The 14,554-nt window shown below is 73.2% G+C and carries 16 protein-coding genes; 11 read left to right on the plus strand and 5 right to left on the minus strand.

What is annotated here, in order from left to right:
- Positions 1-43: 43 nt before the first annotated feature.
- On the minus strand, positions 44-1,429 hold the full coding sequence (locus OF852_RS05840; protein WP_271120860.1) for an LLM class flavin-dependent oxidoreductase: 1,386 nt from the start codon (positions 1,427-1,429) through the stop codon (positions 44-46).
- A 120-nt stretch (positions 1,430-1,549) separates the two neighbouring features.
- Here OF852_RS05840 and msuE point away from each other — a divergent pair, with 120 nt between their 5' ends.
- On the plus strand, positions 1,550-2,161 hold the full coding sequence (gene msuE / locus OF852_RS05845; protein WP_271120861.1) for an FMN reductase: 612 nt from the start codon (positions 1,550-1,552) through the stop codon (positions 2,159-2,161).
- Positions 2,162-2,315: 154 nt separating this feature from the next.
- Here msuE and OF852_RS05850 read toward each other — a convergent pair whose 3' ends face one another.
- The 3 genes from OF852_RS05850 to OF852_RS05860 all read right to left on the minus strand — a co-directional run bounded on the left by OF852_RS05850 (position 2,316) and on the right by OF852_RS05860 (position 6,026).
- Positions 2,316-3,758 carry a sensor histidine kinase gene (locus OF852_RS05850; protein WP_271120862.1) on the minus strand — a complete coding sequence of 481 codons (1,443 nt, stop codon included), beginning with the start codon at positions 3,756-3,758 and terminating at the stop codon, positions 2,316-2,318.
- A complete protein-coding gene (locus OF852_RS05855; protein WP_271121123.1) occupies positions 3,755-4,492 on the minus strand; it encodes a response regulator transcription factor in 738 nt (245 codons plus the stop codon). The genes OF852_RS05850 and OF852_RS05855 overlap by 4 nt, the downstream gene beginning before the upstream one ends.
- Before the next feature lie 88 nt (positions 4,493-4,580).
- Positions 4,581-6,026: an MFS transporter gene (locus OF852_RS05860; RefSeq protein WP_271120863.1), complete on the minus strand. Its 1,446-nt coding sequence runs from the start codon at positions 6,024-6,026 to the stop codon at positions 4,581-4,583.
- A gap of 68 nt (positions 6,027-6,094) precedes the next feature.
- Here OF852_RS05860 and OF852_RS05865 point away from each other — a divergent pair, with 68 nt between their 5' ends.
- Positions 6,095-6,889, plus strand: coding sequence for an alpha/beta fold hydrolase (locus OF852_RS05865; protein WP_271120864.1), 795 nt, complete (start codon positions 6,095-6,097; stop codon positions 6,887-6,889).
- On the opposite strand, the gene OF852_RS05870 is transcribed toward OF852_RS05865, so the two are convergent.
- Entirely contained in the window at positions 6,886-7,644 is a 759-nt protein-coding gene (locus OF852_RS05870; RefSeq protein WP_271120865.1) for a hypothetical protein, read from the minus strand. The two genes, OF852_RS05865 and OF852_RS05870, sit on opposite strands and share 4 nt — an antisense overlap.
- 152 nt (positions 7,645-7,796) lie before the next feature.
- Here OF852_RS05870 and OF852_RS05875 point away from each other — a divergent pair, with 152 nt between their 5' ends.
- The 9 genes from OF852_RS05875 to OF852_RS05915 all read left to right on the plus strand — a co-directional run bounded on the left by OF852_RS05875 (position 7,797) and on the right by OF852_RS05915 (position 14,547).
- Positions 7,797-8,261, plus strand: coding sequence for a GNAT family N-acetyltransferase (locus OF852_RS05875; protein ID WP_271120866.1), 465 nt, complete (start codon positions 7,797-7,799; stop codon positions 8,259-8,261).
- A gap of 61 nt (positions 8,262-8,322) precedes the next feature.
- On the plus strand, positions 8,323-8,745 hold the full coding sequence (locus OF852_RS05880; protein ID WP_271120867.1) for an organic hydroperoxide resistance protein: 423 nt from the start codon (positions 8,323-8,325) through the stop codon (positions 8,743-8,745).
- A gap of 227 nt (positions 8,746-8,972) precedes the next feature.
- Positions 8,973-9,614, plus strand: a complete 642-nt coding sequence (locus OF852_RS05885) for an ABC transporter permease (RefSeq protein ID WP_271120868.1) — start codon at positions 8,973-8,975, stop codon at positions 9,612-9,614.
- Entirely contained in the window at positions 9,607-10,875 is a 1,269-nt protein-coding gene (locus tag OF852_RS05890) for an ABC transporter ATP-binding protein (RefSeq protein ID WP_271120869.1), read from the plus strand. Before OF852_RS05885 ends, OF852_RS05890 begins: the two co-directional genes overlap by 8 nt.
- A 110-nt stretch (positions 10,876-10,985) precedes the next feature.
- Positions 10,986-11,678, plus strand: a complete 693-nt coding sequence (locus tag OF852_RS05895) for an ABC transporter permease (RefSeq protein WP_271121124.1) — start codon at positions 10,986-10,988, stop codon at positions 11,676-11,678.
- A 2-nt stretch (positions 11,679-11,680) separates the two neighbouring features.
- A complete protein-coding gene (locus OF852_RS05900) occupies positions 11,681-12,697 on the plus strand; it encodes a glycine betaine ABC transporter substrate-binding protein (protein ID WP_271120870.1) in 1,017 nt (338 codons plus the stop codon).
- Between the two features lie 2 nt (positions 12,698-12,699).
- Entirely contained in the window at positions 12,700-13,212 is a 513-nt protein-coding gene (locus OF852_RS05905) for a metallophosphoesterase family protein (protein ID WP_271120871.1), read from the plus strand.
- 80 nt (positions 13,213-13,292) lie between these two features.
- Entirely contained in the window at positions 13,293-13,487 is a 195-nt protein-coding gene (locus tag OF852_RS05910; protein WP_271120872.1) for a hypothetical protein, read from the plus strand.
- 61 nt (positions 13,488-13,548) lie between these two features.
- Entirely contained in the window at positions 13,549-14,547 is a 999-nt protein-coding gene (locus OF852_RS05915; RefSeq protein WP_271120873.1) for an NYN domain-containing protein, read from the plus strand.
- The last annotated feature ends 7 nt before the right edge of the window (positions 14,548-14,554 follow it).

Consider the following 14,554-nt stretch of genomic DNA (forward strand, 5'->3'; position numbering starts at 1 on the left):
GGCGCGGGCGGCATCTGCCGCCCGCGCCGTCGTCGCGTCCGGATCAGCGGGCGGGCTGCGCCGAGCGGATGCGGTACCCGGCCCCGCGGTGCTCCTCCGGAAGGCGGTCGCCGCGGCCGTGGAGCTTCTGCCGGAGCGTGCCCGGCTGGTACTCGCTCGGGTAGACGCCGCGCGCCCGGAGCACCGGGATCACGTGCTCGACGACATCCTCGAAGGTCCCCGGGGTGATCGCGTAGGCGAGGTTGAAGCCGTCGACATCCGTCTCCTCGACCCACGACTGCAGCTCGTCCGCGATCTGCTCGCCCGATCCGACGATGAAGGGGCCGAGGCCGCCGATCGCCCCCTGCGTGGCGAGGTCGCCCACCGTCCACTCGCGGCCCAGATCCTTCTCGGCCTGGAGGTTCGACAGCACCGACTTGATGGCGTTCGACTCGACGTTGCCGACGGGCTCGTCGAGCTCGTACTGCGAGAGGTCGACGCCCATCCAGCCCGACATGAAGGTGAGGGCGCCCTCCGCGCTCGTGTACTGCAGGTAGTCCTCGTACTTCGCCCGCGCCTTCTCCGGGGTCTCGTCGGTGATGACGGTGAGCAGCGTGTAGATGCGCGCCGAGTACCGGTCGCGACCGGCCGCCTCGAGGGCGTCGCGGATGCGCGAGACCGTCGCGCGGAGCACCTCCTTCGAGGGGGCGGCGACGAAGATCGCCTCCGCGTTGCCCGCCGCGAAGCCGATGCCGCGCGGCGAGGCGCCCGCCTGGTAGATGACGGGCGTGCGCTGCGGCGAGGGCTCCGAGATGTGGATGCCGGGCACCTTGAAGTGCTTCCCCTCGTGCTGGATGTGGTGGACCTTCGACGGGTCCGTGAAGACCCCCGACTCGCGGTCCCGGACGACGGCGTCGTCCTCCCACGAGCCCTCCCACAGCTTGTAGAGCACCTCGAGGTACTCGTCGGCGTGGTCGTAGCGGTCGTCGTGCTCGAGCTGGTCGTCGTGGCCCATGTTGCGGGCGGCGCTCGGCAGGTAGCCCGTGACGACGTTCCAGCCGACGCGGCCCTTCGTGAGGTGGTCGAGCGTCGTGAGGCGGCGTGCGAAGGGGTACGGGTGCTCGTAGGCGGTGCCGGCGGTGACGCCGAAGCCGAGATGCTCGGTCACGAGCGCCATCGCCGAGACGAGCATCAGCGGGTCGTTGACCGGGACCTGCGCTCCGTTGCGGATCGCGGCCTCGTTGCTCGAGCCGTACACGTCGTAGGTGCCGAGCACGTCGGCGATGAAGATGCCGTCGAAGGTGCCGCGCTCGAGGAGCTTCGCGAGCTCCGTCCAGTACTCGAGCGTGTTGTAGGTCGAAGAGCGGTCGTCGGGGTGGCGCCACAGCCCGGAGGACTGGTGTGCGACGCAGTTCATGTCGAAGGCGTTGAAGCGGATCTGACGGGCCATGCCGGTATCGTCGCGGGTCCGCCTCCCGCGCGCGAGCGGCATCCGTCACGCGGCTTCACATTGCGTCGCACGGCGCAACACGGCTCGCATCGGGCGGGATGCGGACGTAGCTTCGCTGGCATGACCGACACCGCCATCGCACGACCGGAGACCGCGGCGAGCCCGGACGGGAGCCGCCTCAAGGTCGTCGCCGTCTCCGGCAGCCTCAGCGCGCCATCGAAGACCACGGTGCTCGTCGAGGCGATCGTCGAGGCGGTCGCGCAGCGCCGCGACGTCGACGCCGAGCTCATCGAGGTCCAGCGGATCGGTCCGAAGCTCGCGGGCGCGATCCGCCGCACCGACCTCCCCGACGAGGTCGAGTCGAGCCTGCGCGCGATCGAGTCGGCCGACCTGCTCGTCGTCGGCACGCCCGTCTACCGCGCCTCCTTCACCGGGCTCTTCAAGCACCTCTTCGACTTCGTCGGCCAGTACTCCCTCGTCGACACCCCCGTGCTCCTCTCCGCGACGGGCGGCAGCGAGCGCCACGCGCTCACGATCGAGCACCAGCTCCGGCCGCTGTTCGGCTTCTTCCAGGCGCTGACCCTGCCGATCGGCGTCTACGGCTCCGACGCCGACTTCCGCGACCATCGGATCGCCTCCGACGACCTCCGCGGCCGCATCGACGTGGCCGTCGAGCGCGCCGTCCCCCTGCTCGGGCGGCGGCCCGCACAGCTGCGCCCCTCGCAGTGGTGAGCGCCCCGCTCGTCGAGCGGAGCTGTCCCGATCCTCGGAGAATCCGGTCGAACCTCGTCCCTCGGGTGCAGATCGCGACGAATCTCCGAGAATCGGCACGCCCCGACGCTCGTTGAGGAGCCCGCGACGCCTCCCTGCGCGGCGGCGCGCGCGCTCAGGCGAGCGGGAGGCGCACCGTGAAGACCGTCGCGCCGGGCCGCGAGTCGACCGCGACCACGCCGCCGTGCGCCTCCGCGATCGCGGCGACGATCGAGAGCCCGAGCCCGGAGCTGCCCGCGGCGCGGGAGCGCGAGTCGTCGCCGCGCACGAAGCGCTCGAAGAGCCGCGGGCGCAGCGCCTCGGGGATGCCGGGGCCGTCGTCCGCGACGCGCAGCACCGCCGCATCCCCCTCCCGGGAGAGCCCCGCCGTGACGGTCGTGCCGGGCGGCGTGTGGGCGCGCGCGTTCGCGAGGAGGTTGACGACCACCTGCGTGAGACGACCGGGATCGCCGACGGCGACGAGATCCGCGGCGTCCTCCGCGAGGTCGAGCTCCCACACGTGCTCGGGCCCGGCCGCGTGGGCGTCGCCGACGGCGTCGAGGAGGATCGGCGCGAGCTCCACCTCCTCGCGGCGCAGGCGGTCGCCCGCGTCGAGGCGGGCGAGGAGCAGCAGGTCCTCGACGAGCCCGGTCATCCGCACCGACTCGGAGCCGATGCGGTCGAGTGAGCGGGCGACGTCGGGCGGCAGCTCGCCCTCGATGCGCTGCGCGAGCTCCGAGTAGCCGCGGATGGAGGCGAGCGGCGTCCGCAGCTCGTGGCTCGCGTCGGCGACGAAGCGCCGCAGCGTGTCCTCGCTCTCCTGCCGGGCCCGGAGCGAGAGCTCGACGTGCCCGAGCATCCGGTTGAAGGCGGCGCCGACCTGGCCGACCTCGGTCGCCGGGTCCGCATCCCGCTCGGGGACGCGCTCCCGCAGCGCGACCTCTCCGGTGGCGAGCGGCAGCTCGGCGACGCGGGTCGCCGTCGCGGCGACCCGGTCGAGCGGGCGCAGCGCCAGCCGCACGACGAGCTGGCCCGCGAGCACCGCGACGGCGAGCGCCGCGACCGCGACGAGCGCGAAGATGAGGATCAGACTGCCGGTCGTGGCCCGCACCTCGGCGAGCGACTGGCCCGAGATCACGACGACGCCGCGCTCGACGTCCTCCCGGGCGGCGACCCGGAAGGCGCCGAGATCGCCGCCCAGCTCGACCGTCGTCGGCCGCCCGTCCACCGCGACGCCCTCGAGCGCCGCGAGCTGCTCGACCGAGGGCTGCACGATCGTCCCGTCGTCGGCGGTGTACGCGGCGACGCGGACCTCCTCGTCGACGAGCAGCACGACGAGGCTGCCGACGCGCCGCTGCGGACCGGTGTCGCCGCCGATCGGGCCGCCCTGGCCTCCCTCGAATCCGAGCGAGGCGCGCACCTGCTGATCGAGCCGGACCATGAGGTTCTGCTGGAGGACGAGCACGCTCGCCGAGCCGACGACGATGCTCAGCAGCGCGAGCAGCGCGACGATGCCGAGCAGGAGGCGGCGCTGCAGCGACCAGGGCCGCCGCCGCGCCGCGCGCGCGGGCGAGCTCACCCGACCGCCGGCCGGATCGAGTAGCCGACGCCGCGCACCGTGTGGATCATCGGCTCGCCGAGGGTGTCGATCTTCTTGCGGAGATAGGAGATGTAGATCTCGACAATCGAGGAGCGCCCGCCGAAGTCGTAGCTCCACACCCGGTCGAGGATCTGCGACTTCGAGAGCACCCGCTTCGGATTGCGCATCAGGAAGCGGAGCAGCTCGAACTCGGTCGCGGTGAGGCGGATCGGGACGCCGCCGCGCGAGACCTCGTAGGTCTCCTCGTCGAGGGTGAGATCGCCGACCCGCAGCTGCGTCTCCGCCTCGCCCTGCACCAGGGTGTGCCGGCGCACGAGCCCGCGGAGCCGCGCGACGACCTCCTCGAGGCTGAAGGGCTTCGTGACGTAGTCGTCGCCGCCCGCGGTGAGCCCGGCGATGCGGTCGTCGACGCCGTCCTTGGCGGTGAGGAAGAGGACGGGCGCGTCGTTGCCGTCGGCGCGGAGCCGGTGCAGCACCTCGAGCCCGTCGATGCCGGGCATCATGACGTCGAGCACGACGACGTCGGGGGCGAAGTCGCGGGCCGTGCGGAGCGCGTCGAAGCCGTTGGCGGCGACGCGGGTGTCCCAGCCCTCCGAGCGGAGCGCCATGCGGAGGAGGTCGCTGAGGGTGTCCTCATCGTCGACCACGAGCGCGCGGACGGGCGAGCCGTCGAGGCGGACGAGGGGCGCGGGGCGGGTGGCGGGAGGGGTCATGGTCACGGCGGGCGGTCTCTCTGGCGTCTCGGCGGGGAGGCGCATCCGCGTCTCGTCCACCATTCCGCCACCGCTCGCTATGAGCAGTCTATGAAGCGGCTGTGGCGTGTCCAGATGCCTCTCGGGCGCGCTCGCGCACCCGGATCGCGACGGGGACGGCGAGGACCGCGAGCAGTGCCGTGAGGACGAAGACGGCGGTGAAGGCGCTCGGCTGCTCCCGCCCGCCGACCGCCGCGAAGACGAGACCCGAGAGCGCGATCGCGATGGCGCCGCCGACGGCATCCGCCATCGACATCGCGGAGCTGTTGAAGCCCTGGTCCCGCGGCGTCGAGTAGGCGAGCACGAGCGTGCTGATGCGGGGGAACACCGTGCCCATGCCGGCGCCCGCGACGAGCCAGGCGGCGGCCGCGCCGACGGGCCCGAGGCCGAGCACGGCGACGAGCAGCTGCCCGGCGATGCCGGCCGCGACGAGCGCCGCGCCGATGCGGACGACCACATCGTGCGGCATCCGCGCGAGGAAGCGGCCCTGCACGTCGGAGCCGACCGCCCAGGAGACGGCACCGACCGTGAGGATCAGCCCGGCCGCGGTCGCCGAGAGCCCGTCGCGCTCCTGGAGGAGGAGCGGGAGATAGATCTCGGTGGCGAAGAACGCGGCGGCGACCGCGCCGCGGAGCATGACGGTCGCGGGGAGGCCGCGGCCGACGAGCAGGGTGCGCTTCGGCAGCAGGGGCCGCATCGCGACCGCGACGACGACGAGCGCCGCCGCGGCGACCGCCCAGCCGAGCCAGCCGGTGCCGGGCGAGCCGGCCCCCGCATCCCCGTGGGCGGCGCCCCCGCCGAGCTCGCCGCCGATCGAGATCGCGACGACCCCCGCCGCGACGACGAGGGAGAGGAGGATGGCGGGCCACGCGCGCGCGAGCTCCTCAGCCCGCTCGTGCGGGGTCGCGAGCAGCAGGCGCAGCGTCGGCAGCATGACGGCCGAGGCGGCGAGGGTGAGCACCCCGACCCCGAGGAACACCCAGTGCCAGCTGATCTCGTCGGCGACGAAGCCGGCGACGGCGGGGCCGATGAGCGAGGGGATGACCCAGGCGGCCGCGAAGGCGCCGAAGATCGAGGGGTGGAGCCGGGCCGGGTAGAGGCGCGCGACGACGACGTAGAGGGCGACGGTCGTCGCGCCGCCGCCCAGCCCCTGGAGGAACCGGCCGACGACGAAGACGCCCATGTCGGTCGCGAGCCCCGCCGCGAGGAGGCCCGTGAGGAACACGCCGACGGCCGCGAGCAGCGGCGGCACGGGCCCGCGCCGGTCCGACCACGCGCCGCCCGCGACCATGCCGACGACGGAGGCGGCGAGGGTGCCGGAGAAGGCGAGCGAGTAGAGGGCGTCGCCGTCGAGCTCCTCCGCGACCGTCGGCATGATGGTCGTCACCGCGAGCGCCTCGAAGGCGGCGAGGAAGATGAGCGCGAAGGAGCCGACGGTCGCGGTGCGGTACGCGGGGGCGAGGATGCCCGCCTCGCGCGTCGTCTGCTCCGCCATGCCGCCCGCTCTCCTCCCGCGGCCCGTGGATGCGCGCGGCTCTCCAGCCTACGGCGGAGAATGGCTCCGTGCCCGTGCTCGCCGACGCTCCCCCGCCCCGCATCGTCATGACCTCCGACGGCCGCCGCCTCGCGACCTACGACACGGGCGGGCCGGATGGCGCGCCGGTCGTCGTCGCACTGCACGGCTTCGCCTCGAGCGGGCTCGCGAACTGGATGGCGACGGGCTGGTTCCGGGATCTCGGCCGCGCGGGCGTCCGGGTGCTCGCCCTCGACCAGCGCGGGCACGGCGCGAGCGACCATCCGCACGAGCCCGCGGCCTACTCGATGCCGCAGCTCGTCGACGATCTGCTCCGCGTGCTCGACGACCACCTGCTCGATGAGGTCGACCTCCTCGGCTACTCGCTCGGCGCGCGGGTCGGCTGGCACGCGGCGCTCGAGCTGCCCACGCGGATCCGGCGGGCGGTGCTCGGCGGCATCCCCGACGGCGACCCGCTCACCCGGTTCGACGTGCCCGGCGCGCGGGCGCACCTCGCCGACGGCGCCCCGCTCGGGGACCGGCTCACGCGCACCTACCTCGAGATGGCGGCGGGGATCCGCGGCAACGACCTCGAGGCGCTCGTCTCGCTCGTCGAGGGGATGCGCGGCGGCCCGCAGCCGGATCCGGCCGATCCGCCGCGCCAGCCGGTCCTCATCGCGACGGGTGCCGAGGACCGCATCCTCGAGCAGTCGCGCGGGCTCGCCGCGGCGCTGCCCGCGGGCCGCTTCCTCGAGATCCCGGGCCGGGACCATTTCAACGCGCCGACCTCGCGGGTCTTCCGGGATGCGGCGGTCGCCTTCCTGACGGAGCCGTCCGCGGACTAGACGGGCGGCTCGATCGCGATGTCGGCGCCCCAGTCGGAGAAGGTCTGATCGACCACGACCGTGACGTCGAGGAGCGAGGATGCCGCGCTGGCCGTGACGGGGCGCATCCGCTCGTCGAGCACGAAGGACACCGAGCTCAGGCGGTTGCCGTCGCCGAGATCGCGCTCGCCGACGGCGTCGACACGGATGCCCTCGACCCGCTCGCCGTCCGGCAGCTCGACCGTCTCGGGACCCGCGACGAGCCAGGTGTCGAACATCGCCATGACATCGCGATTCGCCTCGGGCGAGGCGACGGCGCGAACCGTCTCGGCCGCCATCTCGGCGATCATCTCGCGCGGGCCCCCCGTCGGGTCGGCCTTCACCCATCCCATGGTGTCGTCGTACCAGGCCTCGTCGTCGATGATCACGAGGCCGCCGCGCCCGTCATAGAAGTCGATGCGGAGGCGCTGGCCGTCGCGCGTCGAGAAGGCGCCCTCGCCGTCGAACAGCGCGTCCCAGCCCCGGTACTGCTGCGTCACGCGGCCGGACCCGGCCTCCAGCACCGCTGCCGAGACGCAGTCGGCGAGCTCGGGCCCGGCGACCTCCGCACCGCCGAGCAGCTCCTCGCGCCCGCACGGGTCCGGCGCGGGCGCCCGGGATCCGGGCTCGTCGAGGTCGACGGGCGAGGCCGGCCCCGGCCCGGCGGCCGAGCAGCCGGCCAGGCCGGCTGCGAGCGCGGCCGAGACGAGCGCGCCGACGACTCGGATCCGGGTCATGCGGGGTCCTCTCCTCGGTTGCGGCCTCGGCGATCCTGCCAGCCGCGGTCGGGGCGGGGCAACTCGAAGCCGAGCAGACGTCACCTGTCGGTCTGATTCGCCTTCCGTGGCCCGCCGTGGCAGAGTCCCCGGATCCGATCCAGGAGGACGACATGCACGAGCAGGGATGGCGGCTGACCCCGGCGCGCCCCGACGACGCGGGGTGGATGGCGGAGCTCCGCGCCCAGGTCATGCGCCCCGACCTCGAGCGGCTCGGCCGCTACGACGAGACCCGGGTGCGCCGTCGCTTCCTCGGCGCCTACCGGCCCGAGGGAACGCGTGTCGTCGAGCTCGACGGCGAGCGCATCGGCCTGATCGGCGTCCGCCCCGAGGTCGACGCGACGTGGATCGAGCACTTCTACCTCCCGGCCCGCGTGCAGGGCGCCGGCATCGGCTCGGCGATCCTGGCCTCGGTGCTCGCGGAGCCGGGCCGCGGCCTCCCGCACCGGCTGCAGGTGCTCGTCGGAAGCCGCGCCCGGCGCCTCTACGAGCGGGCGGGCTTCCGTCCGCTCGGCGACGACGGCGTCGACCTCGAGATGATCCGCGACGCGCCCGGGGCGGCATCCGGACTCGGCTGACGTCCCGCGGCGCGGAGGCGGCACCCAGCGTGACGTCGGCGGCGCCGGGCACACTGGAGGCATGGACATCCAGTACACGGCAGTGGCGACGAGCATCGGCGACGGACGGAACGGGAGCGCGCGCACGAGCGACGGCATCCTCGAGGTGCAGCTCGCGACGCCCGTCGAGATGGGCGGCCCCGGCGGGGCGACGAACCCCGAGCAGCTCTTCGCGCTCGGCTACGCCGCGTGCTTCCACTCCGCGCTCAAGGGCCAGGCGAAGCGCCTCGAGCTCGCGCCGAGCGACACGGCCGTCACGGCGGAGGTCGGGATCGGCACGCGCGACGGCGGCGGCTTCGGCCTCGAGGTCGCGCTGCGCGTCGAGATGGCGGGCGTCTCCGAGCAGGAGGCCCGCTCGCTCGTGGAGGCGGCGCACGAGGTGTGCCCGTACTCGAACGCGACCCGCGGCAACATCATCGTCACCCTCGACGTCGACGTCGCGTAGGGGCCCGTCGAACCTCCGTACTGCCTGGGAACCGCGGTGACCCGGCCAATACACCTCTCATCAGCCATTCTGAGAGCGATGAGCGCAGCCTGAGCACCGCCTGAGCACCTCAGACGACGGGCCCGTCCCGTCGCCCGCCCGAGATGCTCGCTAGCCTCGAACACGCCTCCGGCCGCCGCCGGGGCGTGGACGGAACGCGCGAGCAGACACGGATGGTGATGCGCAGCATGCTGGAATTCCTCGGCAGCAGATTCGAGCAGATCGCCTTCGGATCGGCCCAGCACTTCAGCCTCGTGGCCCAGTGCGTCGTCATCGCGACGCTGCTCGCGATCGGGATCGCGGCGCTCGTCTACCGCAGCCGCACCGCCGCCGGCATCGCGAACGGCATCTCGGCGATCGGGCTCACGATCCCCGCCTTCGCCTTCATCGGCCTGCTCGTCGCCCCGCTCGGCTTCGGCGTCGCGCCGGCGGTCGTCGTCGTCACCTTCTACGCGGTGCTCCCCATCCTCCGCAACGCGATCGTCGGGCTCACCGGCGTCGACCGCTCGCTCGTCGAATCGGCGCGCGGCATCGGGATGAGCCGGGCCCGCACCTTCTTCCGCGTGGAGCTCCCGATCGCCTGGCCCGTCATCCTCACCGGCATCCGCGTCTCCGCGCAGATGGTGATGGGGATCGCGGCGGTCGCCGCCTACGTGCTCGGGCCCGGCCTCGGCGGCTTCATCTTCTCCGGGCTCTCGCGGCTCGGCGGCGCGAACTCGACCGAGTCGATCGTGGTCGCCATCGTCGGCGTCATCCTGCTCGCGCTCGTCCTCGACCTCATCCTCGTCGGCATCGGCCGGCTCACGACCCCGAGAGGCATCCGTGTCTGACACCACCATCGAGACCACCGCCGTCGAGTCCGGCATCACCGGCAAGGCGATCCGCCTCGACAACGTCACGAAGCGCTACCCGGGGCAGGAGAAGCCCGCGGTCGACGGCATCACGCTTGAGATCCCGGCCGGCAAGGTCGTCATGCTCGTCGGCCCCTCCGGCTGCGGCAAGACGACGACGCTGAAGATGATCAACCGGCTCATCGAGCCGACCGAGGGCCGCGTCATCCTCGGCGACGAGGACGTCACCTCCATCGACGGCGACGAGCTGCGCCGCCGGATCGGCTACGTCATCCAGGCCGGCGGGCTGTTCCCGCACATGACGGTCGCGGCGAACATCGCGCTCGTGCCGAAGATGCTCGGCTGGGACAAGGCCCGCATCGCGGCGCGCGTCGACGAGCTGCTCGAGCTCGTCTCGCTCGACCCCGACACCTACCGCGACCGCTTCCCCCGCGAGCTCTCCGGCGGCCAGCAGCAGCGGGTCGGAGTCGCCCGAGCGCTCGCCGCCGACCCGCCCGTGCTCCTCATGGACGAGCCCTTCGGCGCGGTCGACCCGATCACCCGGCAGCGCCTCCAGGACGAGCTCATCCGCATCCAGGAGGAGGTGCAGAAGACGATCGTGATCGTGACGCACGACTTCGACGAGGCCGTGAAGCTCGGCGACTGGATCGTCGTCTTCCGCGAGGGCGCGCGCATCGTGCAGTACGACACCCCCGAGCGGATCCTCGCGGAGCCGGCCGACGAGTTCGTCGAGAACTTCATCGGCTCGGGCGCGGGCCTCAAGCAGCTCACCCTCCGCCGCGTCCGGGATGTCGAGGTCGCCGAGGCGGTGACCGCCTCCCCCGGCGAGTCCGGTGCGGACGTCCTCGCGAAGATCACCGAGGCGGGCCACGGCCACGCCGTCGTGCTCGACGCGAAGGAGCGCCCGCTCAGCTGGCCGAGCCGCCGCCAGCTCTCCCGCATCCAGACGCTCTCGGCGGACGCCGACCCCGCGCTTCCCGTCGTCAGCCGCAGCGCGACCCTCAACGACGCGCTCGACACCATGCTCACCTCCAACGCGGGCGCCGCGCTCGTGACCGGCTCGCGCGACCGCTTCCTCGGCGTCATCACCGTCGAGACGGTCATGGATGCGATCCGCGCCGCACGCGAGGCCGCGTCCGAGGCGGCCGCAGATGCGCCCGTCGGCATGAACACCGGGCCCATCGGCACGGTCGGGGCGGTCGCCGAGCGGCAGGCCGCGGAGGCGGGAGCGGAGCAGTGAGCACCGCGACGATCGACGGCGCGCTCTCCGCGACCGGCACGGCCGGCGACGGCCCCTCGAAGCCGAAGCGCGGCCGGGGCCTCGGCGCGTGGAAGGGCCTCATCTGGCAGATCGTCGGCATCGCGGCGGTCTTCGCCGCGGTGATCATCTGGCTGCTCGTCGCGCCGCTCACCGCGACCGAGCGCGGGACGCTCGCCCCCGCCGCGCTCTGGGGCGCGACGCTCGAGCACCTGCGCCTCACCTTCGTCTCGGCGATCATCGTGCTCGCCATCGCGATCCCGCTCGGCATCCTCCTCACCCGCAGGCCGTTCCGGCGGGCGGCGGCGCCGATCCTCGCGGTCGCGAACTTCGGCCAGGCGGCACCGGCGGTCGGTCTCATCGTGCTCCTCGCGGTGTACATCACCTCCGGCTTCTGGGCCTCGGTCGTCGCGCTGGTGCTCTACGCGGCGCTGCCGGTGCTGCGGAACACGATGATCGGCATCCGCGGCGTCGACGACCGGCTCGTGGAGGCCGGACGCGGCATGGGCATGAGCGCGGGCGCCGTGCTGCTCCGCGTCGAGCTGCCGCTCGCCGTCCCCGTCATGCTCTCCGGCATCCGCACGGCCCTCGTCCTGCTCGTCGGCACGGCGGCCCTCGCCGCCTTCGTCAACGGCGGCGGGCTGGGCCTGCTCATCGTGACGGGCGTCAACCTCTACCTCATCAACGTGCTCGTGGTCGGCGCCGTCATCATCGCGCTGCTCGCCCTTCTCATCGACTGGCTCGGCCGCGTCGTCGAGGAGATCGCACGCCCGAAGGGACTCTGATCATGCCCACTGCGAACCGCCAGCGCCGTCGCGCGGCGCGCACCGCCGCCGCCACCGCCCTCGCGGGGCTGACGATCGCGGGGCTCGCCGGCTGCGGCCTCCAGCCCGCGACCGCGTACGTCCCCGAGGTCGGACCGGGCTCGATCGAGCCCATCGAGGGGCTGCCCGAGGACGCCGCCATCACCATGACGGCGAAGAACTTCACCGAGCAGCTCATCCTCGGCAAGATCGGCGTCATCACCGCGAAGGCGGCCGGCTTCGACGTCACCGACCTCACCAACGTGCCGGGCAGCGTGCCGGTCCGCCAGCTCATGCTCGACGGCGGCGCGGACGTGACCTGGGAGTACACGGGCACCGCGTGGCTCACCTACCTCGGCGAGGAGACGGGCATCCCGGACAAGCAGGAGCAGTTCGATGCCGTGAAGGAGGCGGACGCCGAGCTCGGCCTCACCTGGCTCGAGCCCGCCCCGCTCAACAACACCTACGCGCTCGCGATCCGCTCGGAGGCGGCCGAGGAGCTCGGCGTCTCGAAGCTCTCCGACATCGCCGATCTGCCGGTCGAGGAGCGCACGATCTGCGTCGAGCCCGAGTTCAACTCGCGCGCCGACGGGCTCAACCCGATGCTCGAGACCTACGGCATCCCGCGCGGCAGCGCCGACGGCGTGCCCGACGAGAACGTCGCGATCTACGACACGGGCGCCGTCTACACGGCGACCGACAAGGGCGCCGCCTGCAACTTCGGCGAGGTCTTCACGACCGACGGCCGCATCGACAGCCTCGACCTCACGGTGCTCGAGGACGACGAGAGCTTCTTCCCCGCCTACAACGTCTCCGCCGTGTTCCATACGGCGACCCTCGACGAGTACCCGGGGCTGGCCGACGTGTTCGCGCAGGTCACCCCGGCGCTCGACGACGAGACGATGCGGCAGCTCAACCTCCGCGTCGACGAGGGCGGCGAGGAGCCGGCGGACGTCGCCTACGACTTCATGCTCGAGCAGGGCTTCATCACCGAGCCCTGAGCGTGAGCGCCCGACTGCTGCTCATCGCCGACACGCACGTGCCGGCGCGGGCGCGCGGGCTCTCCTCGGAGCTCTGGCGTGCAGTCGACGAGGCGGATGTCGTGATCCACGCCGGCGACTGGGTCGAGGTCGCGCTGCTCGACCAGCTCGAGGCGCGGTCCGCCCGGCTGCTCGGCGTCTGGGGCAACAACGACGGCGCCGAGTTGCGCGCGCGGCTGCCGGAGGTCGCCCGCGCCGAGATCGAGGGCGTGCGGATCGCCGTCGTGCACGAGACGGGGCCCGCCGCCGGCCGGGAGGCGCGGTGCGCGGCCGCCTACCCGGAGACGGACGTCCTCGTGTTCGGGCACAGCCACATCCCCTGGGACTCCCTCGCACCGGGCGGCCTTCGCCTGCTCAACCCCGGCTCCCCCTCCGATCGCCGTCGCCAGCCGGTCTGCACGATGATGACGGCGCGAGCCGAGGCGGGCCGACTCCACGAGGTGCGTCTCGTGCCGGTCGACCGCGACGCGCGCTGAGACGCGCCCCAGCATCCACGTCGGCTGGGAAGGGCGGCGGGATGCGGGCGCGGCCCGCGAGCGGATGGGAGTCTTGCGGCATGGAACGCGACGGCGAGAACAGCACCGGCAACCAGTCCGACAGCGCGGAGGCGGGCGACCTCGTCGACACCGGGCAGTCGGACGACATCCAGTCGAGCCTCAACCAGCAGGGCGGCGCCGACCGGGAGACGATCGAGGAGATCGAGGAGTCCGAGGGCGAGCAGGGGGGCGACAGCCCGAAGCTCCTCGACTGAGCCTCGCCGCTCCCCGCACGCCGACGCCCGGCGCGGGCCGATCCACGACAGGATGGATGCCATGGCCTCCCCCGTGACCCCGCGCGTCGCCGTCTACATCGACTTCGACAACATCGTCATCTCGCACTACGACTTCGTGCACGGTCGCGACGCCTGGCGCAAGGACCAGATCCACGGCGGCGTGACGGCCGCGACCCGCCCGAAGCTCGCGCAGGCGCAGGTCGACGTGGGCGCGATCCTCGACTACGCGTCCTCCTTCGGCACGGTCGCGATCAGCCGCGCCTACGCCGACTGGTCGATCGGCGCGAACGCCGACTACCGCCGGCAGCTGATCGACCGGGCCGTCGACCTCACGCAGCTCTTCCCCGTGTCGAAGAGCAAGAACGGCGCCGACATCCGCCTCTCGGTCGATGTCGTCGAGGACCTCTTCCGCCTGCCCGACATCACGCACGTCGTGATCGTCGCGGGCGACTCCGACTACATCGCGCTCACCCAGCGCGCGAAGCGGCTCGGCCGCTTCGTCGTCGGCATCGGGATCGAGGGCTCGACGAGCGTCGCCCTCAAGGCCGCCTGCGACCAGTTCGCCGTCTACGACGACCTGCTCGACGAGGAGGATGCGGCGGAGATCGCGGCGACGCAGGCCGCCGCCGGCACGCCCCCGGCCGGAAGCCGCGGCCGCGGCGGCGCGGCGGCCCGTCGAGTCTCCTCGGCCCCGGCGAGCGCGGAGGAGCCCGCGGATGCCGCCGCGGTCGACGATGCCGCGGGCACCGAGGCCGGCGCCCCCGCCGAGCACCCCGCGGGCGAGCGCATCACCCCGAAGGCCGCCACCCGCCTCCTCGTCCGCGCCATGCGGCTCATCGGCGACAAGCAGACCGACGACGAGTGGATGACGCTCGGCGAGGTGAAGAACCAGATGCTGCGCCTCAACCCGGCCTTCGCCGAGAAGCCGCTCGGCCACGGCTCGTTCCAGGATTTCGTCGCCGAGCGCAACAGCCTCGTCGAGCTGGACCGCGACCCCTCCGGCCGTCAGCCCCGCATCCGCCTCCGCGCCCGACAGTAGGAGTCCG

Origin of the sequence: Homoserinibacter sp. YIM 151385 (genome assembly GCF_027912415.1) — a bacterium.
Lineage (GTDB): Bacteria > Actinomycetota > Actinomycetes > Actinomycetales > Microbacteriaceae > Schumannella.